Origin of the sequence: Halomonas sp. CnH100-B, from assembly GCF_024124605.1 — a bacterium.
Taxonomy (GTDB): domain Bacteria; phylum Pseudomonadota; class Gammaproteobacteria; order Pseudomonadales; family Halomonadaceae; genus Vreelandella.
On record NZ_JAMXRX010000003.1, the window covers coordinates 1 to 22,669 of the forward strand.

Consider the following 22,669-nt stretch of genomic DNA (forward strand, 5'->3'; position numbering starts at 1 on the left):
ACGACCCTCTGGTGTTCCGGTTGTCACGCCAGTGGCATTGCCGGGTAGCTATGGTCGGACGGGATAACCGCTGAAAGCATCTAAGCGGGAAGCCCCCTTCAAGATGAGACATCCCTGAGGCCTAGAGCCTCCTAAAGGGCCCAGCGAGACCAGCTGGTTGATAGGCACGGTGTGGAAGCGCTGCAAGGCGTTGAGCTAACGTGTACTAATGGCCCGTGAGGCTTGACCCTATAACACCCAAGGGGTCTGGTCGCAGTGATAACGAACGAGTGTGAACGCACTCAGAACACCGGATACGCATCCGCCAGCCAAGGCGCTGACGGACAAGAGACGATCACACAATACTCAGCATGATATGCATTACCTGTTACGCCTGACGACCATAGCACGCGTGAACCACCTGATCCCTTGCCGAACTCAGAAGTGAAACCGCTTAGCGCCGATGGTAGTGTGGGGTCTCCCCATGCGAGAGTAGGTCATCGTCAGGCACTTATACCACAAAGAACCCAGCCAAACGGCTGGGTTTTTTGTTGCGCGCTCGAACGCGCGCCATGACCAGCCCCGGGCACCCTGTGCTCGGGGCTTCTTGGTTGTGTGAATGCCGCGTCAAACAGAAAATGTGCACCGCTCAATAAAAACCCAGCCACATGGCTGGGTTTTTGCGTTCAAGCACTCAGTGCACCAGTAGTATGGTGAGCTATTAACCGCAAAGAGCTTCAAGCGCTTCGATAAAGCTATCCATCTCGTCATCGGTGCCGATGGAGATGCGCAGGAAGTTGTTGAGTAGCTCGGTATTGAAGTGGCGTACCAAAATACCTCGCTCACGAAGCCCTGCAAACAGCTGCGCTCCGGCAACATCGGGGTGTTGGGCCAGCAGGAAGTTAGCCTTAGAGGGGAGTACTTCGAACCCAAGGGCTTCCAAGCGCTGACGTGTGCGCTCCCGGGTGGTGATTACGTTGTTTCGGCAGGCGTCGAAGTGTTGGGTATCCTTTAGTGCTTCGATACCTACGATGCTGGCCAGACTGTCGACCGGGTAGGAGTTGAACGAGTCCTTCACTCGCTGTAAACCCTCGATGAGCTCTGGAGAGCCAATTGCGTAGCCCAAGCGAAGCCCGGCCAAGCTGCGTGACTTTGAAAACGTACCGGTGACCAGCAGGTTGGGATAACGCTCGACCAGTGCCACCGCGCTCTCTGCGCCAAAATCGACGTAAGCTTCGTCGACCAGCACCACGCGATCCGTCACGCGCTTCAGCAGCGCTTCGATATTGGCGAGGGGATGGGCGTGCCCGGTCGGTGCATTAGGGTTAGCGAAAATCACTCCGGCACGCTCGGAGGCGCTCGCCAAAGCTTCTAAGTCGACTTCCCACTGGTCGTTGAGGGCGTGCTTACGCAACGCCACACCGTACAGATTGGCATAGACCGGGTAGAAGCTGTAAGTGATCGACGGCACATCCAGTGGAGCGCCTTGGCAGAAAAAAGCCTGAAAAGCGAAGGCCAACACCTCGTCGGAGCCATTCCCGACGAAGGTTTCCGCTACGCTGGCGCCATACGTCTCTGCCAACGTTTCTCGCAACGCCAGCGAGGTGGGATCAGGGTAAAGGCGCAGATGATCGGTGGCATAATGGCGCAGCGCATCACTTACCCCGGGAGCGGGCGGGTAAGGGTTTTCGTTGGTGTTGAGTTTGATAACGCGTTCGCGGGGCTGTTCACCCGGCACGTAAGGCGTCAGTTCCCTAACGGCAGGGCTCCAATATTGGCTCATGAGCGTAACCTGATTATCCTAACGGTAATCGCACCATGGTCGCCTGATGGCCGCAAGAGCGCAAGCATTCCCATGAGCTAGACGATAACTGTTTGCGTAGGGGTGGGCGTCGCACCTTGTAGCGGTTATGCTGTCATAAGCGCGCGAAAGAAATGTATGTCCAACACGATAAGGAGACACCCAATGCAATTCAGGAGTTTGCTAGCCGGTTCGGCTATGTTGGCACTGTTGGCGGGCTGTGCAGCTGGACCAACGGATCAGCGCGAAGATGCAGGTATGACCGCATCACAGGCTAACTATCAAGGCACACTGCCTTGCCGTAACTGTGATGGCATTGACCTGGATGTCACGTTGGTAGGCGAAGAGATGAGTGCTCCAGAAGAGCGTACGTTCACCCTGGATGCCACCTACCGTAATCACCCCCAGACACCGCCGGACGAGAACTATGCCGGTAACTGGGAAGTGTTGACCGGTACGCCCTCTGACCCCGATGCGACGGTCTACGAGCTGACGCCGAACGGCGACGGCCAAATCTACTACTTCCAGCGTATCGATGAGCGTACCTTGGAGCTGATCGACCCTGAGCGCCGCCGTTTCGAAAATGGCGAGATGCTGCAGCTACAGCGTCAGTAAGACCTTACGCGACGCTCGAAGGCGGCCACTGGCCGCCTTTTGCATTTCTGAGCACTCTTCTAGCCTTTAGTACGTGACGCAAGAGAAGGAGCAAACAGGCAGTGGCAAAAGCGAAAAGTGCCTTTGTCTGCACCGAATGCGGTGCAGAGTACCGTAAATGGCAGGGCCAGTGTACGAGCTGCCAAGAGTGGAATACGCTGACGGAGGTCAAGCTGACAAGCGCCCGGCCGGGTAGCGGCACCTCGACGGCAGTAAGAGCCGGTTACGCAGGCGACCTTTCCCGAGACGTGGTGGATCTTAGCAATGTCGATTTAAGCGAAGTTCCCAGGCTGACCTCCACCTTTGCTGAGTTCGACCGAGTACTAGGCGGTGGTTTGGTGCCTGGGTCTGCGGTACTTCTGGGCGGTAATCCCGGGGCTGGTAAATCGACCCTGCTGCTGCAAACTGCCTGCAAGCTTGCCCAGCAGCGGCGTATTCTCTACGTCACGGGAGAGGAGTCGCTGTCGCAGGTCGCCATGCGCGCCCACCGCCTGCAGCTTCCCACCCACGGATTGAAGATGCTGGCAGAAACCAGCGTCGAGACGATCCTCGCGGTGGCCGAGCGGGAAAAGCCGGAGATATTGGTCATCGACTCCATTCAAACCATGCATTTGGAAGATATTAGCTCGGCTCCTGGCGGCGTTGCCCAGGTGCGCGAGTCTGCTGCGGCACTGACGCGCTTTGCCAAGCAGACCAATACCGTTCTGTTGCTGGTGGGGCACGTTACCAAAGATGGCACGCTGGCGGGCCCTAAGGTGCTCGAACATATGATCGACGCTTCGCTGCTGCTGGAAGGCGGTGCCGATTCTCGCTTTCGTACGCTACGTGGCCAGAAGAACCGTTTTGGCGCGGTCAATGAGCTGGGTGTGTTTGCCATGCTCGAGCAGGGGCTCAAAGAGGTCAAAAACCCCAGCGCGATCTTCCTTTCGCGCCAAGAGGAGCAGGCGCCAGGCAGCCTCGTCATGGTGGTGTGGGAAGGCACTCGGCCGATTCTGGTGGAGGTGCAGGCGCTGGTGGATGAATCAGCGCTGGGCAACCCGCGCCGCGTGGCCGTTGGGGTCGATCAGAACCGCTTAGCGATGCTGCTTGCCGTCTTGAACCGTCACGGTGGGCTGTTTACCGGTGACCAGGATGTGTTCCTCAACGTCGTGGGCGGTGTCAAAGTGTTGGAGACCAGTGCCGATCTCGCCGTGCTCTTGGCGGTCGTGTCGAGTCTGCAAAACCGCGCTTTACCCAAAGAGCTCGTGGTGTTTGGGGAAGTGGGTTTGTCTGGCGAGATTCGCCCGGTACCCAGTGGGCAGGAGCGTATTGCAGAAGCGGCCAAACACGGTTTTCTTCGTGCCATCGTACCGCGTGCTAACGCTCCTAAGCAGGCACCCAAAGGCATGGAAGTGATCCCCGTGGACAAATTGAGCGATGCGCTAGAAGCGCTGTAACTTCGGCTATGCTTATCTAAAAAGGAGAGGGATGATGAGTTCGATTCGATTGACCCAATATAGTCACGGAGCGGGCTGCGGCTGCAAGATCGCCCCGGATATTCTCGATGGCATTCTCGCCAAAGCCGGACCGGCAGCCGGGCACCAGCGGCTGATCGTGGGCAATCAAGGCCGTGAAGATGCCGCCGTCTATGACTTGGGCGATGGTCGCGGCATGATTGCGACCACCGACTTCTTCATGCCCATCGTCGACGACCCCTTTGATTTTGGCCGCATCGCCGCGACCAATGCCATTAGCGATGTGTACGCCATGGGAGGCACACCGGTCATGGCGCTCGGCATTTTGGGCTGGCCGCTGGATAAACTTGGCCCAGAAATCGCCGGTGATGTGGTAGCGGGTGCCCAAGCCGTCTGCCGCAAGCTGGGTATTGCCTTGGCCGGCGGTCACTCCATCGATGCCCCAGAGCCGATGTTTGGCTTAGCCGTGAACGGGTTGGTGGATCTCGAGCATTTGAAGCTCAACAGCCAAGCCAAGCCCGGCGATCTGCTGTTTCTCACCAAGCCGCTTGGTGTAGGGATGCTCACTACGGCCGAAAAGCGCGGCTTGCTGGACGCCGGGCACCATGGTCTCGCCCGGGAAACCATGCTCAAACCCAACGCCATCGGGGTTGCACTCGCGAAAGTGAAGGGCGTCAACGCCATGACGGATGTTACCGGCTTTGGTTTGGCCGGCCATCTCACCGAAATGTGCAGCGCCAGCGGCGTGATGGCCGAGATTGACTTCCGCCGTTTGCCAAGGCTCGCCGAAGCTGAGGGTTATCGTCGCCAAGGGTCCGTGCCCGGCGGCACCGTACGCAATCGCGACGCCCTGGGTAACGCGCTGCCCGTCATGGATGAAGCCCACTGGCAGTGGCTGTGCGACCCGCAAACGTCGGGCGGCCTGTTGATCAGCGTCGACCCTGCCTGGGAAGATGACGTGGAACGCATTGGCCGTGAACATGGGCTGACGCTGGAGCCGTTCGGCACCCTGAAAGCGGCCCAGGGTGACGCTAAAATCGAGGTGGTTGGATGACCTTGCCGACCACGCCGGCTTCTCTTGGGATCATTGCGGCCAACACGCCGCTGATCGATGTCCGCGCCCCGGTCGAGTTTGCCCAAGGCAGTTTACCAGGGGCGGTCAATTTGCCGTTGATGGTGGATGAAGAGCGTCATCAGGTCGGCATTGCCTACAAGCAGCAGGGCCAGCAGGCGGCCATCGCGTTAGGGGAACGGCTGGTCAGCGGGGACGTGAAGCAAGCCCGTGTCTCGGCTTGGCAGAGCTACTTGGCTCAGCACCCAAATGCGATTATTTACTGTTTTCGTGGCGGTCTGCGCTCGCAAATCGCTCAGCGGTGGCTGGCCGACGCTGGGCTGCACCGCCCGCGTATCGAAGGGGGGTGGAAGGCGTTGCGCCAACGGCTCTGCCAACGCATCGATGATGCCGCCCACCAACCCATGCTCGTGATCGCTGGGCTTACCGGCTGCGCTAAGACGACGCTGATTAACCAACTGCCCAACGGCATTGATTTGGAAGCCTGCGCGAATCATAAAGGCTCCGCGTTTGGGCGGCAGCCTGACGAGCCCACGACGCAAATCGACTTCGAGCACGCGCTGGCCCAGCGCTTGATTGGGCAGCCGGGTAAGCTTGTGTTGGAAGATGAGTCCCGACAGATTGGCAATGCCAATCTCCCGCTCGATTTTTGGCACGCCCTGCAGCGGGCCCCGCGTATTCGCATCGAAATGCCGCTCGATTGGCGGCTAGAGCAACTGCGTCGCGACTATATCGAAGCGCTGGAGCAAGGTTATACCGCGCGTTTTGGCCCAGAAGAGGGATGGCAGCGTATGCAGCGTCAGTTGGCAAGCGCGCTAGAGCGGCTGGCCAAGCGCCTGGGCAATGCCCGGCTACAGCGTTTGCAGCGTATGCAGGCCATGGCTTTCCGTGCCCATGCCGCCGGGGATATCCAAGCCCATGAGGCGTGGCTCGCCCCGCTGCTGACCGAGTATTACGACCCGCTTTACCGCTACCATCTAGAGAAGCAGCAGGGCAGTCGACCAGCGGAACTACACGTGGGCGATTGGGAAAGCTGTCTTGCTGCCGCTAAACAGTGGAGTGCTTAGCGGCCGCCGAAGGTGGGAATTAAGCGCGTTTGAGCCACTGGGTCATGACGCGATCCAACAGCGGTGCCAAGCGCTGAAAACGCGTGGGATCTTCTAGAATCTGCTCATCGGTTTGCACAAAGCGCCCCGTGGCGGGGCTTTTGGCCGTGGGCCGACCGGAGGCGTTGAGCAGCGGCGCGAGACTCGCTTGAGTCGTCTCGATGTGGCATAGCAGGCCCACCACGCGGCCTGCGTCCCAGCTAAACCCTTGCAGCGGGGACGCGGCACTGCCGCCTAATGGTAGCGCGCCATCGGGTAGGCTAAATACCAGGCGGTGCCACATAAAGGCCTCAAACTGCTCGGGCAGGTCGAAGGTGCTTTCCGGGGCTAGAGTGACGGTATGCCAGCCGGTTTCGGGGTAGGTGCCAGGGGCGACGACCGCCTCAAGCGCTTCCGCGATCCATAGCGCCCCTAGGCCAATGCCCAGAATAGGTTTTTGACCGTCCAAGTAGCGATTGATCAGTTTGCGCTCCGCTTTATACCAAGCGGGAGGGGCACTAAATAGGGCATCCGCGCCATCTAGCACGATGAGCGCATCGCTCTCCCCTGGGCGGGGCGTGAGTTCCCCCGCGTAAAGATGAAAAACGGTGTAACTATGGCCCATACTCTCAAGCCAGTCGGTCAGACGGGCGGGGCCATGGTCAGGGCCGTGCTGTAGCAGATGAATATGCATGGTAATCTCCTCGCCGGCCGAGCACATCAAGCGTTGCGGGGGTCGCCCGCCACGTGGGTGCGACGATAACGCATCGTGTTCGATTCACCAACTCAGTTTCGCCAACTCAGTTTCATCCACTTATTTTCACCAACAGAGTGACTCAGGACATCAGCATGGTGGCTAAACCCCAAGGATTCTATCAGCGGCTGCAACTGCTGCCGCTGCCCGCCCAACAAGCATTCATGGCAGCGCTGTGTGAGCGTCTACTGCCGAATTACGCCCTGTACGAGCAAACCAGTGGCCATGGCGATGGGCATACCCTGCGCACCGTGCTGAACCTGGTATGGGAGCGCCTTAGCGTACCCAACGCCAGCATCGATTTTGCCCGCCAAGCGGAAAAGCTGGCCGAATGCGAACCGCCAGAGGGCGATGAGAGTTTCGGCGCACGTCGGGCGCTGGATGCGGTGGTGTCCATCTCTGCGCTACTCGATACGCTGCAAGGCGAATCCCCCGAAGCGGTGCTGGATGTCAGCCGCACCTCGAGGGCTGGCGTGCGGGCGTTCATCGAACTCACCGAAGGGGAAGTGGATGCTCAAGCATTGGCATTGATCATTCGCGACCATCCGCTGATGGAAGACGAAAACGACTTCCAAGACGCGGTGCTGGAAGCGGTCAGCGGTCCGATCAATAAAACGACGCTCAAAGAGATTCGCACGCTTGGGCGCAATAACGGCATCAGCAATTTGGGGCTAACACTGGATGAGGAAGCCGGGGCAGAGTAACCGCCCCAGCCTAAGTGCCGCGCGGCTTATAAACGCATGTCGATGCCGCGCTCGGCCATGTAGCGTTTTGCTTCTGGAATGGTGTACTCGCCAAAGTGGAAGATACTCGCGGCCAATACCGCATCGGCACCGCCTTTGAGCACGCCATCGACCAAGTGATCTAAATTGCCGACGCCGCCGGAAGCGATCACCGGTACGCTGACCGCTTCAGAAATAGCGTGGGTAACGCCCAAGTCAAAACCAATCTTGGTGCCATCGCGATCCATGCTGGTGAGTAGCAGCTCGCCTGCGCCAAACTCGACCATTTTCTTGGCCCACTCCACCGCATCCAGACCGGTAGGGCGGCGGCCGCCGTGGGTGAAAATCTCCCAGCGGTCGGGCTCGCCTTCCTTAGACACTTTTTTGGCGTCAATCGCCACCACAATGCACTGGCTGCCAAAACGCTCGGCGGCTTCACGCACGAACTCAGGGTTCGTCACTGCCGCGGTGTTGATCGAGACCTTGTCCGCCCCGGCATTCAGCATGGTGCGGATATCGTCGCAGGTACGGATGCCGCCGCCCACGGTCAAAGGAATGAACACCTCACCCGCAATGCGCTCGACCATATCCACCGTGGTGGCGCGGTCTTCGTGGCTGGCGGTGATGTCGAGAAAGGTGATCTCGTCGGCACCCTGCTGGTTGTAGCGCTGAGCGATCTCTACCGGGTCGCCCGCGTCACGTATACCCACGAAGTTGACACCTTTCACCACACGCCCGGCGTCTACGTCCAGGCAGGGGATAATCCGCTTGGCTAGGCTCATGCGTGACCTCCGCTGAGTTGGTCGCTCAAACGCTGGGCTTCAGCCACGTCCAGGCTGCCTTCATAAATGGCACGGCCGGTAATGGCACCCAGAATACCGCTGTCGGCGACGTCGCACAGTGCACGAATGTCGTCCAAATTAGTGACGCCACCAGAAGCGATCACCGGCAGGCCGCCTTCACGAGCCAGTTCGGCGGTGGCGTCCACGTTGACCCCCTGCATCATGCCATCGCGGGCAATATCGGTGTACACAATGCTGGAAACACCATCGTTAGCGAAGCGCTTGGCAAGCTCGGTAGCTTTGACGGTAGAGACTTCTGCCCAGCCGTCGGTGGCGACGTAACCATCTTTGGCATCCAGGCCAACAATAATATGGCCGGGGAAGGCGCGGCACATCTCACTCACAAACTCAGGCTCTTTGACCGCTTTGGTGCCGATGATCACGTAGGAAACACCAGCGCTCAAATAGTGTTCAATGGTCTCTGCCGAGCGGATGCCGCCGCCAATTTGGATCGGCAGGTTAGGGTAAGCGCGGGCAATGGCGGTGACCGCCTCACCGTTCACCGGCTTGCCTTCAAAGGCACCGTTCAAATCCACTAGGTGCAAACGGCGCGCGCCGGCTTCTACCCAGCGCGCGGCCATGGCAACCGGGTCGTCGCCGTAGGAGGTCGCATCGTCCATGCGGCCCTGCTTCAAGCGCACACACTGGCCGTCTTTGAGATCAATCGCGGGAATTACCAACATAGTGAAACCTCTCAGGGCGTCCAGGTGACAAAATTTTCCAGCAGGCGCAGGCCCGCACGGGAGCTTTTTTCCGGGTGGAACTGCACGGCAAAGGTGGCGTCGCGGCCAATCGCTACGTGAGCACTCACACTGCCGTACTGGGTGGTGCCAAACACATGGGCGTCGTCGGCGGCATTCACGTAATAGCTGTGCACGAAATAGAAGTGCTCATTATTATCGATGCCTGCCCAGAGCGGGTGGTCGTGGTGTTGATTCACCAGATTCCAGCCCATGTGCGGTACTTTCAGGCGCTGCTCTTGGGCATCGCGCATATTGGCCGGAAAGCGGTCAACGCTACCTTGGAAAAAGCCCAAGCAGTCCACGCCGCCGTTTTCTTCGCTGCGCTCCATTAGCATCTGCTGGCCCACACAAATGCCCAGCAGCGGTTTGGCTTGGCGGGTCAAAATATCGTCTACGAGCCCGCGCAGTTCGGTACGCTCAAGTTCGCCTACGCAGTCACGAATCGCGCCCTGGCCGGGCAGTACTAGGCGGGTAGCGCCCAGAATACGCCGTGGGTCGCGAGTGATAATCACATTCTCATGGGTGACGTGCTCAAGCGCCTTAGCCACAGAGTGTAGGTTGCCCATTCCATAATCGATTACCGCAATGGTCATGAAGCGCTCCTTAAGGTCGTAGGCGATAGATTCGTAGGCGAGAGGCGTGCCACTGCGCCGCTAATCGCAACGATCGGCATTATAAGCTGCCTTTGGTAGAGGGCATTTGCCCAGCCATGCGCGGGTCTTCCGCCACGGCCATGCGCAGTGCGCGGCCAAAGGCTTTGAAAATGGTTTCGGCCTGATGGTGAGCATTAAAGCCTTTCACGTTGTCGATATGCAGCGTCACGCGAGCGTGATTCACGAAGCCTTGGAAGAACTCCCAGAATAGCTGCGTGTCCATACGGCCGATGGTATCGCGGGTGAACTCGACGTTCATATACAGGCCGGGTCGACCCGAAAAATCGATCACCACGCGAGACAGTGCTTCATCCAGCGGTACGTAGGCATGGCCGTAGCGGTAGATGCCGCGCTTATCGCCAATGGCCTCGTTGAATGCCTGGCCCAGGGTGATGCCCAAGTCTTCGACGGTGTGGTGATCATCGATATGCAGGTCGCCTTTAGCATGAATATCGAGGTCTACCATTCCATGCCGAGCCACCTGATCCAGCATGTGGTCGAGAAACGGAACGCCAGTGTCGCAGTTCAAGCGGCCTTCGCCGTCAAGGTTGACGCTGACCGTAATCTGCGTTTCGTTGGTGTCACGGCTTACCGTGGCAATACGCGCTGACATGTTGCATCTCCTGCGCCGTGGCGCACTCTGAGGAATAATCGGCGGGCGGCAACTGCGGCCAAAACAACCATTATAGAGAATCGGCGCCCCCATCCGCTACAATGCGGGGAATGTCGCCGCCGTTTGCGGCGCAAACATAGCAGCCTAGCTGCGTTGGCAACGAGGATTTCACCATGCCGGTGACACTGCAATATGTCGACCAGGCCCGTTGGGAAGCAGACGAGCAGGTGCGCATCGACCTGGTGCGCATCTATGAAGATGCGCCACAAGAGCGCATGCCCACCCCCACGGTTTTACCTTTTATCGAACAGCATTTGAGCGGGCCGCACTTTTTTGCCTGCGCGCATTTCAATGACCGCCTGTTAGGCGCAGTGGCCGTGCAAGCAGCCGACGACCGGGCGTGGTGGCTCTCCGAGCTATGCGTGCGTAAAACCACTCGCCGTCGCGGTGTGGGGTCACGTCTAATGGCGTTATTGGGTGAACAGGCCAAGCAAGAAGGCCGCGTGCTGCGCATTGCCACGACGACACTGCCACTAGCGGATCGTGTGTTGCTATCGAAACTCGGGTATCGGCCCATGGCCGATGAGTCCTCTGAGCCGGATTTACCGGCGACCAGTGAGTTTGTTGAGCTAGACCCACAAGGGAAAGGGTAAATGAAACAGCTATTACGCATTTTGCTGGCGGCAGTGGGCATTCTCGCCATTGTGGGCGTGGCCGCCGTGGTGTACGTCACCACCTTTTTGGACCCCGAAGATTTCAAGCCACGCCTGACCGCCGTGGTCGAAGAGCAAACCGGCCTGAATCTTGCCCTGGAAGGCCCTATCACGTGGTCGTTCTACCCGCGCATCGGCGTGAGCGTCGAACAGGCCCGTGCCTGGCTGCCCGAGCAGTCCCAAGACGATACCGCGTTTGCCGCCATCAATCGTGCGGAAGTGAGCGTCGCGTTCGCACCGCTGCTACGTGGCGAAATTGCCGTGGATGGTCTGACACTGGATGGCATGCGCCTGAACCTTGAAAGAAATGCCGACGGGGCTGGCAATTGGCAGCCGCTGTTGGAGCGTCTTTCCGAGCACAACAACGAATCTGCCGAGACTGTCTTGGCTCCGGCCAGTGCAGGCCCGAATGCCGATGCGGGCAGCTTGTCCGTGGTGCTTAGCATTGCCAGTGTCGAAGTCAAAGACGCCGACATTCGCTATCGTGACGAGCAGAATCAAGCGCTCTGGCGGGTACAGCCGCTGAATATTTCCGGCACCAACGTCAACCCGGTACGCTCTTTTCCGCTCAAAGCGATGTTTACGGTGACCAAACACGACCGCTTGGATGCCGAAATGTTGGAGCGCGCGCCGGATCTGTCCAGCGAGGTCAATCTGGAGACACGCCTGCGTCTGGGCCTGGAAGATGAGCAAATCATTTTTGAGAACACCCAGCTCACCACGCACACTCGCCAAGGCGATGCCAGCGAGCCGCAGCAACTCAGCTTGAAAGCGGCTGAAGTCGTCGCCCGTTTGGCGGATCAACAGCTCAGCGTGACGGAAGGTGTACTGGAAGCCGGGCTGCGCCACCCTGAAAATTGGCAGGGTAGCCTCGCGCTGGCGCTGGCGTTCGGGCTGGAGACCGACTTTGCCGCTCAAACCGCCCAGTTGAAAGATGTGCAGCTCACCGGGCCGGATGGCCTGCGTGTGAGCGGCCATCTGAACGTCGAACAACTGCTCGATGCTCCCCAGTACAGTGGGCAACTCACCGCTGCCCCGTTTACGCTTCGGCCCTGGATGGCACGCACAGGCGTCACACTCAACACGGCTAGCGAAGCGGCACTCAGTGACGTGGCACTCACCAGCCCCGTCGAGGGCAGCCTGGCGCGCATTGCGCTGCCGCGCCTCTCGCTGGTGGTCGATGACAGTACCTTTACCGGGGATATTAGCGCTGCACTGGATGGGACGCAGCTCACCTTCAACCTAGAAGGCGATACGCTGAACCTGGATCACTACCTGCCTGGCCCGGCCACCGCCCAGCAGGCTAGCCGTGGCCTCCTGCGTAAAGCCTTTGCCCAAAGTGACGAAGCGCTGCTGCCGCAAGCTTGGTTGAGCACGCTGACGCTGCAGGGCGATTTGAGCGTCGACCAACTGCTGCTCGCCGGGTTGACCTTTGACGATACCCAGCTTGCGTTGCGCGGCGAGAATGGACGTCACCGCCTCACGGCATTCGAGTCCCGTTTCTATGAAGGAGAACTGAGTGCCACCGGCCAACTGGACGCCACAGGGAGCGTGCTCGAGTGGCAGCTTGCGCCTAACGTAAGCAACGTACAGGTGGCACCGCTGATCGAAACTTTCAGTGAAGAGGAAGCCCCACTGCGCGGTCGCTTCAACTTGGAGGGTGCACTGACGACCCAAGGCAACCGCCGCGACGTGCTGGTCAGCAATCTCAACGGCGAGCTGAACGCCCGCCTAAACGACGGGGCGATTTTGCGCACCAACGTCTCCCGTGAGATGTGTGAACTGGTGGCGCAGCTAGAAGGTCAGCAGGTAGATCGCGAATGGCATCCCGATACTCGCTTCGAGCGTTTCGACGCGACGTTTCAAGTACGCAACGGCGTCGTCGAGAGTGACGACCTGCTGATTACCCTGCCGGGGATCGACGTTCAGGGGGAGGGCGATTTCAACCTCAACAGCCTTAACTTCACCACCCAAGCCAACGCCCGCTTGGTGGATACCGCCGATGCCGCTTGCCAGATCAACCCACGGCTTCAGCAGCTACCACTGCCGGTACGCTGTGAAGGCCATGTAGGCGATGACAAAACCCAGTGGTGCCGTTTCGACCGCACCGCCTTTGAAACATCGGTGGTCGATCTGCTGCGTAACGAAGCCGGGAGCCGTGTAGAAGAAGAGCTAGAAGAGCGGATTGATGAATCCATCGACCGTATTGATGAGCGCTTAGGCGAAGGCGCAGGCCAAGAGCTGCGTGACGGTATTCGTCGCCTGTTTAACTAATCAAAGACTGCTTAACGCCTAACCGCGTTAACGCAACACGCACCGCACGCGCCGGCCTCACCGCCGGCGCTGTCGTTCATAGCGAGTGTTTTAAGGAATTACGATGGCCGATATGCCCACGCCGTGCCTACCGGCGCAAGAGTTTCAACAGCGGCTGCTTACCTGGTTCGACAAGCATGGCCGCCACGACCTGCCCTGGCAGTCGCCCCGCAGCGCCTATCGCGTGTGGGTGTCTGAAATCATGCTGCAGCAAACCCAAGTGGCTACAGTGATTCCCTACTTCGAGCGCTTTATGGCCCGCTTCCCCACGCTGGAAGCCCTGGCCACCGCGCCCCAGGATGACGTGCTGCACCACTGGACGGGCCTTGGCTACTACGCTCGTGCTCGCAACCTGCACAAAGCGGCTCAGCTCGCCATGGACGCGTATGGCGGCGCGCTACCCACCGATAGCGTCGAAACGCTGATGGCGCTACCCGGTATTGGCCGCTCCACCGCTGGTGCCATCATCGCCCAAAGCACCGGCCAACAGGCTTCCATTTTGGATGGCAACGTCAAACGCTCGCTCACCCGCCTGCACGCGGTGGCAGGCTGGCCGGGCAAGCCTGCAGTAGAACGCTCGCTGTGGGCGCTGGCCGACTACTTTACGCCCACCACGCGGCTGGCGGATTACACCCAAGCGGTGATGGATTTCGGCGCGACACTGTGTAAGCGCAGCAAACCCGACTGCCCGATATGCCCGTTCAATGACGTATGCCGCGCCTACGCCCAAGGCGAGCCGCAGCGCTACCCGGAATCCAAACCCAAAAAAGCCAACCCCACCCGCGACACCATCATGCTGTTGCTGCGCGACCCCCAAGGTCGCGTGTGGCTCGAGCAGCGCCCACCTAGCGGACTGTGGGGCGGTTTATGGAGCCTGCCGCAGTTTGAGCGCCACAGTGAACTCAACGACTGGCTAGAAGACAACACCGAAGCCCCCGAGCGCCACGCTGCGCTGCCCAGCTTCACCCACACCTTCAGCCACTTTAAGCTGATGATTACGCCGCAACCTGTTACCTGCGAACGAATCAGTGGCGTTCGCGAAAGCGGCGTATGGTATGACGTTAATCATCCGCCTGCGCTAGGCTTAGCGGCACCGGTCAAATCGCTGTTAAGCCAGCTAGCACCATTTACCCTAGACCCGACCCCTGGGCCTTAGCCGTTAAGCACACGCTGGCCTTCACAGACACACGCCATAGGAGCACACCATGAGCAACACGGTTTTCTGCCGCAAGTACCAACAAGAGCTACCCGCGCTGCCGTTCCCGCCACTGCCGGGTAAGCAGGGCCAAGAGATTCAGGCCACGGTATCGAAACAAGCCTGGGAAGAGTGGCAGGCACTACAAACTCGCCTAATCAACGAGAAGCACCTCAACATGCTAGAGCCAGAAGCACGCGCGTATCTGATGGATCAGATGCAGCGCTTCCTCGATAACGAAACCACCGACCAAGCCGAAGGGTACGTGCCGCCCAGCCAGGCATAAACCTAGAAACGCAGCGCAAAGCCACGAATGGCGTGGCCTTTGCCGCTTTTGGTTCAACACCGGATGTGCCCTAAGCACGTGACTAGAAAGAAAGTTTCACAAAGGTGTTGACGAAAAGAGGAGCTTTTGGTTTAATATGCACCGTTGGCAAGGGCCAGATAGCTCAGTTGGTAGAGCAGGGGATTGAAAATCCCCGTGTCGGCGGTTCGATTCCGTCTCTGGCCACCACAACGTTGGGGTATCGCCAAGTGGTAAGGCACCGGTTTTTGGTATCGGCATTCCCAGGTTCGAATCCTGGTACCCCAGCCATTGCCAACAAGATTTCTTGTTGATTGGCTAGTCTAACGGCAACCCAATCAAGTTCTCAAGAAAATGCGAAGCGCCGACATAGCTCAGTTGGTAGAGCAACTGACTTGTAATCAGTAGGTCCCGGGTTCGACTCCTGGTGTCGGCACCACTTAAGTGGTTGATAAGCAAAGCATTTGAGACAATGATCAAGCCGCCTTTCGAGGCGGCTTTTTCGTATGTGTCCACAAAGTGTCCACAGTGTGGACGTAGGCAGTGCCTACACTATGCCGTGGTGGATAGCGGATTTAGCTTTATGGCTTCCTCCAGGTGATCCGGTGCAAAGTGCGCATACCGCATGGTCATGGTGATCGACTGATGACCGAGTATCTGTTGTAGCACCAGGATGTTTCCCCCGTTCATCATAAAGTGACTCGCGAACGTGTGACGTAATACGTGGGTTAACTGTCCTTCCGGTAGTTCTATCTTGAGTTTCTTTATGCCTCTATCCCCCTCGGACAGCGAGCAAGGCGTGTGGGGTCTGCACAAAATAAAATATAGGGAGCTATAGAAAGCTATGACAAGCGCGGCTTGTAATAAAGAGTGATGAATACTCCCACTTCACCAGCCACGTCTCAACGGGTAGCGAGCACGCGTCTTAACTCGACTATTACGAAGTTCCAGAGCCGTTTGATGTTGATTTCTGTACGGCACGGCAATGCGTTGGAAGGCGGGAGCATTTGCGGATAGGGAAGCCGCAGGGCGAGACGACACCGCAGGCACGGAAATAATCGTGAGATTGTTGGTATTCACCGTTTCAGAATTGCCGCCCGCACAGGGGGAGTCCTGAAAGGTGGTGTGGCCGTTGTCGACGCATTTATAAATTTCAGCGTGGGCCGCCAATGGCATCAGTACCAACAGAGCAATCAGCGCGGGTGTTTTCATCGTCCATGAACCCTAAGAAAATATCGGTAACGGAATGTTATCAAGAATCGTTAGGTGTGGGTATCCCGTTATGACAATAAACGCCTGGAAGTGATTGCGCTTATCAACCTCTATCAAGTTGCTAAGCGATATTCAAAGTAGCGGTGTTCAAGACGCTTTCTTGCCTTACTTAATGCCTACTAATAAAGATGCACAGCCTTCAGCACCGCCAGCGGTTCTCCACGGGCGTTAGTTAACTCAAGGAGGCTGCCGTTAATGTTCCAACGCCTGGTTTTCTTAAGGGCAATTAACATGGCCTGCTCGCTGCGCATTTGTGCAGTAGGGCAAGCCATTTTCGTGGTGGCGATGGGATGGAAGGTGAGCTGCTGGCCGGTGTGTTGGTAGCGTCCGCTGAGCGTGTTGCAGCCGGTGGAACCTGCCAAGCGGGTGCGTTCCACGTGCAGCACTATATGCGCTTCGCGAACGTTGTCTGCGGCCACCTCGGGCTCGTCGTTTATGGTCAGTAGCTTCCAGTAGGTATTGATGAGCGATTCATCTGGGGCGGTATGTGCGTACTGGGCTACGTGGCGTTGGCAGCCGCCTAGCCATAGGCAGAGGGTAACGGTAATCGCGAGAGAGATACGCATGGCGGTAGCCTTTTACTCTGGGTGGTGATGTTTTAAAGAAGTGTGTTGGCAATAGATGGAGTTAGTCAATTATTTTATCTTTCGTTATCCAATCACCAATGAAAAGTTATTTGATACATATCTGATTACGCCGTTATAAAGATTAAAGATGCTTCTTTGTGTTTCTGTTGGCTTGATAAGAGAGTGAGGTTGGCTAATCTCAAGTTACTCGAGTGACACACCGAGTACGAGTAAATGAGTTGGTTTTGCCGAATTCATGAAAAGGAGATTTATCATGGCTAATAACCGCAACGATAATGGAATGAGTCGCGAAGAGGCAGGACAAAAGGGTGGTGAAACGACCGCCAAAACCCACGATAAAGAGTTTTATCAAGATATCGGTCAAAAAGGCGGGGAAGCCACTGCTGAAAGCCATGGCAAAGAGTTTTACGAGGATATTGGCCAGAAAGGCGGTGAAAACAGCGGTGGTAACTTTGCCAACGACCCCAAGCGTGCCTCGGAAGCCGGTAAGAAAGGCGGCGAAAACAGTCACAGTGGCGGCGGTAACAACCGCTAACGCGCGCACCCGACACTGTTTTGTCTTTACACGTTCAAGTGTGCCTTGCGTCGTTTAGACGGAAGGCACAAGGAGACAAGGATGAATCGTCCGGTGAACGATAAGAACTTTGATATGGTGAGCACGCTATATCATGCCTCTCAAGGTGTTCAGCTAAGCCAGCAGTTTTCTCAAGATGCGAAAGAGAAGTCGGATCAAGATGCGCAAGCGTTCTTTGATCGCGTCGCTCAGCATTACGAGGACATTGCCGATGAAGCACGGAAGCTGTTAAAGCAAACGCTTTAAATGCGTTGCCAGGGAGTGCGCTCCCTGGCAATTAATGAAGGAGAGTCGCGCTATGTTCCACCACTCTGGAAAGCTACAGTATCCCGTGAAGGTCGATACACCCAACCCTGAATTTGCCATGTTGCTGCAGCAGGCCATTGGCGGCATCGAAGGTGAAATCCGTGTGGCCATGCAGTACTTCTTCCAGGCGATGGGCGCCCGCGGCGATGATCGTATTCGCGATATGCTGATGTCCACCGCCACCGAAGAACTGTCCCATATTGAAATGCTGGGCCATGCGGTTGCCCTTAACCTGGAAGGCGCACCGGTCTCCTACCAAGAGGCCACGGCCAAAGACCCGGTCATGAATGCCATCTTGGGCGGTGCCAACCCGCGCCACCTGCTCTCATCGGGCTTATCGGCCATGCCTGTCAACTCAAACGGCGTGCCGTTTGATATGAGCCACGTTTACGCCACGGGCAATATTGCCGCCGACATGCTGGCCAACGCCACGGCCGAAGCCGGTGGCCGCGTGCTGGCATCGCGCCTATACAACTGGACTGATGATCACGGTATGAAGGATTTTCTCTCCTTCTTGATTGCTCGCGATACGTACCATCAGCAGCAGTGGTTGGCGGTGATCGAAGAGCTGGGCGGCTTCGAGAAGCAGCTGCCGATTCCCAACGCTACGCCGGAAGATAACGAGGCGATGCAGCACTCTTACTACTACCTCAACACGCTGTTGGATAAAGAGGCGCCGAAAGGCCGCTGGTCGGAAGGCATATCGCTGGATGGTCGCAGCCAGTACAGCGTGCGCAATCAGCCTGCGCCCGAAGGCCAAGAGCCGAGCCTGGGCAGTGCCAAAGAGAAGTCGGGGGCGCAGAAAGAGCAGATCGACCCCAACAAGTAAGAGCGATTTACCCACGCCGTGAATGAACAAGGAGAGCGCACGATGGAAGCCAAGTATTTGGAAGATTGGTTACGCGATGCTCATGCGATGGAAAAGCAGGCGGAAGAGATGTTGAAAGCGCAGGCGAAACGAATCGAGCACTACCCGACGCTGCGCGCCCGCATTGATCAGCATCTTCATGAGACCGAGCATCAGGCTGAAAAGCTGGAGCGGTTGATGAATGAGCTGGGGATTGACACCTCTGCCGTCAAAGACATGGGCGGTAAGCTGACGGCCTTTGGCCAGTCGCTGGGTGGCATGATGGCAGGCGATGAGGTGGTCAAGGGCGGTATTGCGAGCTATGCCTTCGAATGCTTTGAGATTGCCAACTACAAGGCGCTGATTGCGGCGGCCGAGCAGGCCAATCAGCCAGAGGTGGTGCGTGTGTGCCGTGAGATTCTGCAAGAGGAGCAGGCCATGGCGGACTGGTTGGATCAGCATCTGGACGATACTACCCGCACCTTCCTGGCACGCGCGGACGACAACGACGTGCAGGCCAAGAAGTAACCACGAGCGTCGCTATACGGAGCGCGTCACCTAGCCACGCCCTTTTCCCCGGTAGCCCTGACCGGGGTTTTTTGCGCCCATTAAACACCGCCCCTGACGTATCGCAACGTGGGGCGGTGATGGTGCGTGTAGCCCTCGGGCTGGCGGGGATGATTACAGATGATCGCGAGGAATCTTCGACGACCAGTTCTTGGAAAAGACCCGGTAGGCGTTTTCGTAGGCGTCTAGCTGGGCGTGGACCAGAAAGTGACGCGCGGTGCAGGTCAGCACCGTGCGGGTATACACTTCCGTGTCCCAACGGCCGCGCTTGAAGTGGCTCTCGGTGAGCGTCTCGCCACGGGCGGAGGTGAAGTCATCGGTCACGGTGCTGTAGTACTCCCGTGCGCTGCGGTGAATCTCGGTGCCCGTATCGTCGATGCGAAAGCATCCTTGGTCGTTGATGACTTCTAGCGTAGAGCGTTTGGTGGCCAAGTCGCGGTGCAACAACCAGTTATGCTGGCTGGGCGCAAGCGTGGTGATGGACAGCGGTTTGGCCGCTTGGGGTGGTTCAAAGGTAACGGTGTTGTCATCATCGGTGGCGGTGCGCACGGGTAGGTGGAGCGTGCAGTTGTCCAGGGTGAGATCGACCTGGGCGGGCGCGGGCGACAGCCACGCCAATGGCCAGTAGGAGGTCGAGATCGACAGGCGAAGCTGATGCTCCTTGGGAAAGCGTTGGGCAATGCCGTTCATGGAGATCTGCACTGTGTACCGTTGGCCTGGCACTAGGTCGCTGGGGTACTCATCGCTCTCTCGATGGGTGAGGTTGAGTAGCCCGTAGGTGACACGGGTGGCTTTTCCATCCGGCGCTACGTCAGAAAGGCGCACCGCTAGCATCGCCTGAGGTTGATCGCAGGAAACCGTTAGCGACAGTGTCGCCACGCCGAAGATGTCCAGCGCTTCCTCTAGGGGGGCGCTGCTGAATACCAGCGAGCCGCCATCCTCTTCACGCTGGTCGCCGGGAAGATCGGGCGTCGCAGCATAAGAGCACCATTTGCCCGCCGACATGCCCACGCTGATGGGTGATTGCAGGCCGAGGGTGGGCGGCGCGGTATGACGGGAGCGCGGCTCGAGGGTCAAGCGGTTGGGCTGAAGGTAGTAGCGCTGCGTTTGAATCCGTGGCGAAGGCCACTGATCTTCACTCAGCCAGCGCCCTGGCCGGTCGGCGTAGCTGTTATCCGGTGGGACGCTATCCTGCTGCCAGACGCGCAGCATCGTCTCCTCCATGATGCCGTTCTCCTTACCTTTCAGCCAGTAATCCCACCAGCGCAGCGCCTCCTGTAAAAAACCGATGGCCGGGCCGGGAATCCCTTGGTGGGGATATTTATGCCCCCAAGGGCCAATCAGCCCTTTGCGCGGTACCGCCAGATGCTCCATCAAGCGCAACACGGTATTGGTGAACCCATCGGCCCAACCGCCGATGGCATACACGGGGCACTGAATCGCCCCGTAGTGTTCGCCCACCGAGCTGGTGGACCAGTACGCATCGCGGCGCTGGTGACGCAGCCACTGGTCGATCCATAGTCCACTGTGCTCCATACGGTCGAACCACATCTCCCGCCAGCGCTCCCCTACGATCTCTGGATCGGGAGGAAGCGCATTGAACGCGAACATCACGGTCGCCTCGGACAGGTTGTCTCCCAAAAGGCAGCCGCCCATGTAGTGCATGTTGTCGGCATAGAGGTCGTCGCTCGAGCACAGGCTGATGATCGCCTTGAGGGCAGGAGGCTGTTTGGCCGCCACTTGCAGGCTATTAAAGCCGCCCCAGGAAATCCCCATCATACCGACGTGGCCATCGCACCAGGGCTGCTCGGCCAGCCAAGCGATGGCATCCACGGCATCCTGCTGCTCTTGTTGGGTATACTCGTCGGTGAGCACACCGTCGGAATCGCCGCTGCCGCGCATATCCACCCGCACACACACATAGCCGTGGCCTGCTAGGTAGGGGTGGTTGCTGGCATCGCGGCCCCGTGTTACGTCGCGCTTACGATAAGGAATGTACTCCATGATGGCGGGGAACGGCGTGGCGTCAGGGGTGACGGGGAGCCACACCCTGGCCGCTAGCTGTTGTCCATCGCGCATGGGGATGAACAGGTTTTCGATCTCACGGATGGGGTAGGGGAAATCGTCAACGATCTCCATGTTGGTCTCCTTACGCATCGATGGGCTCGATGTCGAAGTTGAGAACATCGAGGCAGTACTGGTAGTTCTGCTCTATCTCCTCGTGGGTGTTGCCGGTGACGTAGAGTGTGCCTAGGCGATAGCAGAAACTATCTTGGTGCATCAGGTGGCTGAGCTGCTGGCCAGGTTCGACATCGATCACGACATCGGTATGTGGCAAACGCGCCTTGAGCGCGGCGATCTCTGCCTGGTTGGGAATGCGTTTGACCACGCCATCGTGGTGGGCAAAGGGGATGAAGCACTTGGCAGCAATGGGCGCGACCCCCTGACGGTTGAGCAGCGATGGCCGCTGACCCAGGGCAATATCCACGGCGATTTCATGATTCGACATGCCATCGACCAAGACGAAAATCTCACTATGAGATTGCGAAATGCGCGTATTGACTTCGATGAGCCAGAGCTTTTCTCGCGCCTCGTCCCACATGAATTCCACGTTGAAACAGCCGTTGTTGTAGCCAATATGGGCCAGGAAGGTTTTGGCGGTTTCCACCATTTTGTGGTGAACGTGCTCGGGCAGGTTGCTGGGATACTCCAGGCGATCAAAGAGGGCAATGGAGTTCTCGGCTTTAGGTTGGGAAATAATGCCGTGAATATTAAATTCGCCGTTGAACACCGAGCCTTCCGGGGCGCCTTGCACACCGCTAATGATCTCTTCGGCGATACACGCATTGCCATCTAAGTGAATAATCTCCTCGGGCACGTCTATATAAGCAAGTGCTTCATTAAAGGCATCGCCAAGTTGACGGATGCCCGCGCGTATTTCCTTAATGGCCTGTTCGAAGTGTAAGGACGACTCAATCTTGAACCCTAAATGAGAAGAGAACGCCTTCACTGGTTTCAGCCAAAATGGATAATCGAGCGTTACCTGGGAGAGTGGGTCCTCCGCAAAAGGGTCGATGCCGCAAAACTTGGGGACCACGTCGGGCACGACCTTTTGCTGCTCTAAACGGCTCCAATACTTATGTTCGCATTTTAAAACGCTGGTGATTGAGGGGGAGGGGAGGTGGTGCTGCTGACAGAGAATCGGCACGATGACGCTCGTGGGAAAGTCCCACTGTGCAATGATCGCATCGACGGTGCCGGGGTAAGCGGTGAGTTGTTCGTTGGCTAGTGACAGCAGATGATTAAAAGAGACGTTATCTGACTCTACGGCAGTGCTGACGTCTAGTAATCCATGTATCTCCAAGTCCTTGCGCTCTCTCAGTGTTTGCATGGCGCGTGTTTGCTTATCTTCTAAAGCAATGACGAAAACGTTGCGTTTCATGTGCGACTCCCTGAATGGTTGAGTGGGCTATCGATCCCTATAACCCCAGACTGGAGCCTATGAAAGACGTTTTTTACTTTCCAGTATTTAGGTGTTTAAAGTGGCGATAATTAATGTATATCACGAGAATGCTTGATAAGATTCACCCATGAATGTATCTCTAGGTTTTTTTGTTCT

General features: G+C 57.7%; 23 protein-coding genes, 3 tRNA genes, 2 rRNA genes and 1 pseudogene. 18 read left to right on the forward strand and 11 right to left on the reverse strand.

What is annotated here, in order from left to right:
• Together NH398_RS06700 and rrf are read left to right on the forward strand one after the other, a co-directional pair.
• A 23S ribosomal RNA gene (locus NH398_RS06700) occupies positions 1 to 230 on the forward strand; the annotation flags it as partial.
• A gap of 142 nt (positions 231 to 372) precedes the next feature.
• Positions 373 to 488 (forward strand): 5S ribosomal RNA (gene rrf, locus NH398_RS06705).
• Between the two features lie 212 nt (positions 489 to 700).
• Here the strand turns inward: rrf and hisC are convergent.
• The gene (gene hisC, locus NH398_RS06710) at positions 701 to 1,762 is read right to left on the reverse strand and encodes a histidinol-phosphate transaminase (RefSeq protein WP_253017406.1); all 1,062 of its coding nucleotides are present in this window, start codon (positions 1,760 to 1,762) and stop codon (positions 701 to 703) included.
• Between the two features lie 183 nt (positions 1,763 to 1,945).
• Between hisC and NH398_RS06715 the strand changes: the two genes are divergently transcribed.
• The 4 genes from NH398_RS06715 to mnmH all read left to right on the forward strand — a co-directional run bounded on the left by NH398_RS06715 (position 1,946) and on the right by mnmH (position 6,027).
• Positions 1,946 to 2,395: a copper resistance protein NlpE N-terminal domain-containing protein gene (locus NH398_RS06715; RefSeq protein ID WP_044630451.1), complete on the forward strand. Its 450-nt coding sequence runs from the start codon at positions 1,946 to 1,948 to the stop codon at positions 2,393 to 2,395.
• 101 nt (positions 2,396 to 2,496) lie between these two features.
• The gene (radA, locus tag NH398_RS06720) at positions 2,497 to 3,870 is read left to right on the forward strand and encodes a DNA repair protein RadA (protein WP_253017407.1); all 1,374 of its coding nucleotides are present in this window, start codon (positions 2,497 to 2,499) and stop codon (positions 3,868 to 3,870) included.
• Positions 3,871 to 3,904: 34 nt separating this feature from the next.
• Complete coding sequence (gene selD / locus NH398_RS06725) at positions 3,905 to 4,942, forward strand: selenide, water dikinase SelD (RefSeq protein WP_253017408.1); 1,038 nt, start codon at positions 3,905 to 3,907, stop codon at positions 4,940 to 4,942.
• Positions 4,939 to 6,027, forward strand: a complete 1,089-nt coding sequence (gene mnmH, locus NH398_RS06730) for a tRNA 2-selenouridine(34) synthase MnmH (protein WP_253017409.1) — start codon at positions 4,939 to 4,941, stop codon at positions 6,025 to 6,027. Before selD ends, mnmH begins: the two co-directional genes overlap by 4 nt.
• 19 nt (positions 6,028 to 6,046) lie before the next feature.
• Here the strand turns inward: mnmH and NH398_RS06735 are convergent, their stop codons facing one another.
• Entirely contained in the window at positions 6,047 to 6,739 is a 693-nt protein-coding gene (locus NH398_RS06735; protein WP_159343229.1) for a type 1 glutamine amidotransferase, read from the reverse strand.
• 155 nt (positions 6,740 to 6,894) lie between these two features.
• Between NH398_RS06735 and NH398_RS06740 the strand changes: the two genes are divergently transcribed.
• The gene (locus NH398_RS06740; protein ID WP_253017410.1) at positions 6,895 to 7,503 is read left to right on the forward strand and encodes a YjaG family protein; all 609 of its coding nucleotides are present in this window, start codon (positions 6,895 to 6,897) and stop codon (positions 7,501 to 7,503) included.
• A 26-nt stretch (positions 7,504 to 7,529) separates the two neighbouring features.
• Here NH398_RS06740 and hisF read toward each other — a convergent pair whose 3' ends face one another.
• The 4 genes from hisF to hisB all read right to left on the reverse strand — a co-directional run bounded on the left by hisF (position 7,530) and on the right by hisB (position 10,372).
• Positions 7,530 to 8,303, reverse strand: a complete 774-nt coding sequence (gene hisF, locus NH398_RS06745; protein WP_253017411.1) for an imidazole glycerol phosphate synthase subunit HisF — start codon at positions 8,301 to 8,303, stop codon at positions 7,530 to 7,532.
• On the reverse strand, positions 8,300 to 9,046 hold the full coding sequence (gene hisA / locus NH398_RS06750) for a 1-(5-phosphoribosyl)-5-[(5-phosphoribosylamino)methylideneamino]imidazole-4-carboxamide isomerase (RefSeq protein ID WP_159343226.1): 747 nt from the start codon (positions 9,044 to 9,046) through the stop codon (positions 8,300 to 8,302). Before hisA ends, hisF begins: the two co-directional genes overlap by 4 nt.
• An 11-nt stretch (positions 9,047 to 9,057) precedes the next feature.
• A complete protein-coding gene (hisH, locus tag NH398_RS06755; RefSeq protein WP_253017412.1) occupies positions 9,058 to 9,699 on the reverse strand; it encodes an imidazole glycerol phosphate synthase subunit HisH in 642 nt (213 codons plus the stop codon).
• 79 nt (positions 9,700 to 9,778) lie between these two features.
• Positions 9,779 to 10,372: an imidazoleglycerol-phosphate dehydratase HisB gene (gene hisB, locus NH398_RS06760; protein WP_159343224.1), complete on the reverse strand. Its 594-nt coding sequence runs from the start codon at positions 10,370 to 10,372 to the stop codon at positions 9,779 to 9,781.
• A 173-nt stretch (positions 10,373 to 10,545) separates the two neighbouring features.
• Between hisB and NH398_RS06765 the strand changes: the two genes are divergently transcribed.
• The 7 genes from NH398_RS06765 (at position 10,546) to NH398_RS06795 (ending at position 15,336) form a co-directional block, all read left to right on the forward strand.
• Entirely contained in the window at positions 10,546 to 11,025 is a 480-nt protein-coding gene (locus NH398_RS06765) for an acetyl-CoA sensor PanZ family protein (protein ID WP_159343223.1), read from the forward strand.
• Entirely contained in the window at positions 11,026 to 13,359 is a 2,334-nt protein-coding gene (locus NH398_RS06770) for an AsmA family protein (RefSeq protein ID WP_253017414.1), read from the forward strand.
• A 103-nt stretch (positions 13,360 to 13,462) separates the two neighbouring features.
• Positions 13,463 to 14,554: an A/G-specific adenine glycosylase gene (gene mutY, locus NH398_RS06775; RefSeq protein WP_253017416.1), complete on the forward strand. Its 1,092-nt coding sequence runs from the start codon at positions 13,463 to 13,465 to the stop codon at positions 14,552 to 14,554.
• Between the two features lie 49 nt (positions 14,555 to 14,603).
• The gene (locus tag NH398_RS06780; protein ID WP_159343220.1) at positions 14,604 to 14,879 is read left to right on the forward strand and encodes an oxidative damage protection protein; all 276 of its coding nucleotides are present in this window, start codon (positions 14,604 to 14,606) and stop codon (positions 14,877 to 14,879) included.
• Positions 14,880 to 15,031: 152 nt separating this feature from the next.
• A tRNA-Phe gene (locus tag NH398_RS06785) sits at positions 15,032 to 15,107 on the forward strand.
• A gap of 6 nt (positions 15,108 to 15,113) precedes the next feature.
• Positions 15,114 to 15,188, forward strand: a tRNA-Gln gene (locus NH398_RS06790).
• A 72-nt stretch (positions 15,189 to 15,260) separates the two neighbouring features.
• Positions 15,261 to 15,336: transfer RNA gene (locus tag NH398_RS06795), tRNA-Thr, on the forward strand.
• Between the two features lie 113 nt (positions 15,337 to 15,449).
• Here NH398_RS06795 and NH398_RS06800 read toward each other — a convergent pair.
• The 3 genes and pseudogenes from NH398_RS06800 to NH398_RS06810 all read right to left on the reverse strand — a co-directional run.
• A pseudogene (locus tag NH398_RS06800) lies at positions 15,450 to 15,671 on the reverse strand (tyrosine-type recombinase/integrase); the annotation flags it as partial.
• 114 nt (positions 15,672 to 15,785) lie between these two features.
• Positions 15,786 to 16,109 carry a DUF4124 domain-containing protein gene (locus tag NH398_RS06805; protein WP_253017418.1) on the reverse strand — a complete coding sequence of 108 codons (324 nt, stop codon included), beginning with the start codon at positions 16,107 to 16,109 and terminating at the stop codon, positions 15,786 to 15,788.
• A gap of 179 nt (positions 16,110 to 16,288) precedes the next feature.
• A complete protein-coding gene (locus NH398_RS06810; RefSeq protein ID WP_253017420.1) occupies positions 16,289 to 16,735 on the reverse strand; it encodes an META domain-containing protein in 447 nt (148 codons plus the stop codon).
• Between the two features lie 274 nt (positions 16,736 to 17,009).
• On the opposite strand from NH398_RS06810, the gene NH398_RS16805 reads away from it, so the two are divergent.
• From NH398_RS16805 to NH398_RS06835, 4 genes are all read left to right on the forward strand, one after another.
• Positions 17,010 to 17,291, forward strand: coding sequence for a general stress protein (locus NH398_RS16805; protein ID WP_159343217.1), 282 nt, complete (start codon positions 17,010 to 17,012; stop codon positions 17,289 to 17,291).
• Positions 17,292 to 17,372: 81 nt separating this feature from the next.
• The gene (locus NH398_RS06825; RefSeq protein WP_159343216.1) at positions 17,373 to 17,576 is read left to right on the forward strand and encodes a hypothetical protein; all 204 of its coding nucleotides are present in this window, start codon (positions 17,373 to 17,375) and stop codon (positions 17,574 to 17,576) included.
• A gap of 52 nt (positions 17,577 to 17,628) precedes the next feature.
• Positions 17,629 to 18,465 carry a manganese catalase family protein gene (locus NH398_RS06830; RefSeq protein ID WP_159343215.1) on the forward strand — a complete coding sequence of 279 codons (837 nt, stop codon included), beginning with the start codon at positions 17,629 to 17,631 and terminating at the stop codon, positions 18,463 to 18,465.
• Between the two features lie 42 nt (positions 18,466 to 18,507).
• Positions 18,508 to 19,011, forward strand: a complete 504-nt coding sequence (locus NH398_RS06835; RefSeq protein ID WP_159343214.1) for a DUF892 family protein — start codon at positions 18,508 to 18,510, stop codon at positions 19,009 to 19,011.
• Between the two features lie 153 nt (positions 19,012 to 19,164).
• On the opposite strand, the gene NH398_RS06840 is transcribed toward NH398_RS06835, so the two are convergent.
• Together NH398_RS06840 and NH398_RS06845 are read right to left on the reverse strand one after the other, a co-directional pair.
• Positions 19,165 to 21,189 carry a CocE/NonD family hydrolase gene (locus NH398_RS06840; RefSeq protein ID WP_253017422.1) on the reverse strand — a complete coding sequence of 675 codons (2,025 nt, stop codon included), beginning with the start codon at positions 21,187 to 21,189 and terminating at the stop codon, positions 19,165 to 19,167.
• A 10-nt stretch (positions 21,190 to 21,199) separates the two neighbouring features.
• Positions 21,200 to 22,492: an ATP-grasp domain-containing protein gene (locus NH398_RS06845; protein WP_253017424.1), complete on the reverse strand. Its 1,293-nt coding sequence runs from the start codon at positions 22,490 to 22,492 to the stop codon at positions 21,200 to 21,202.
• Positions 22,493 to 22,669 lie beyond the last annotated feature (177 nt).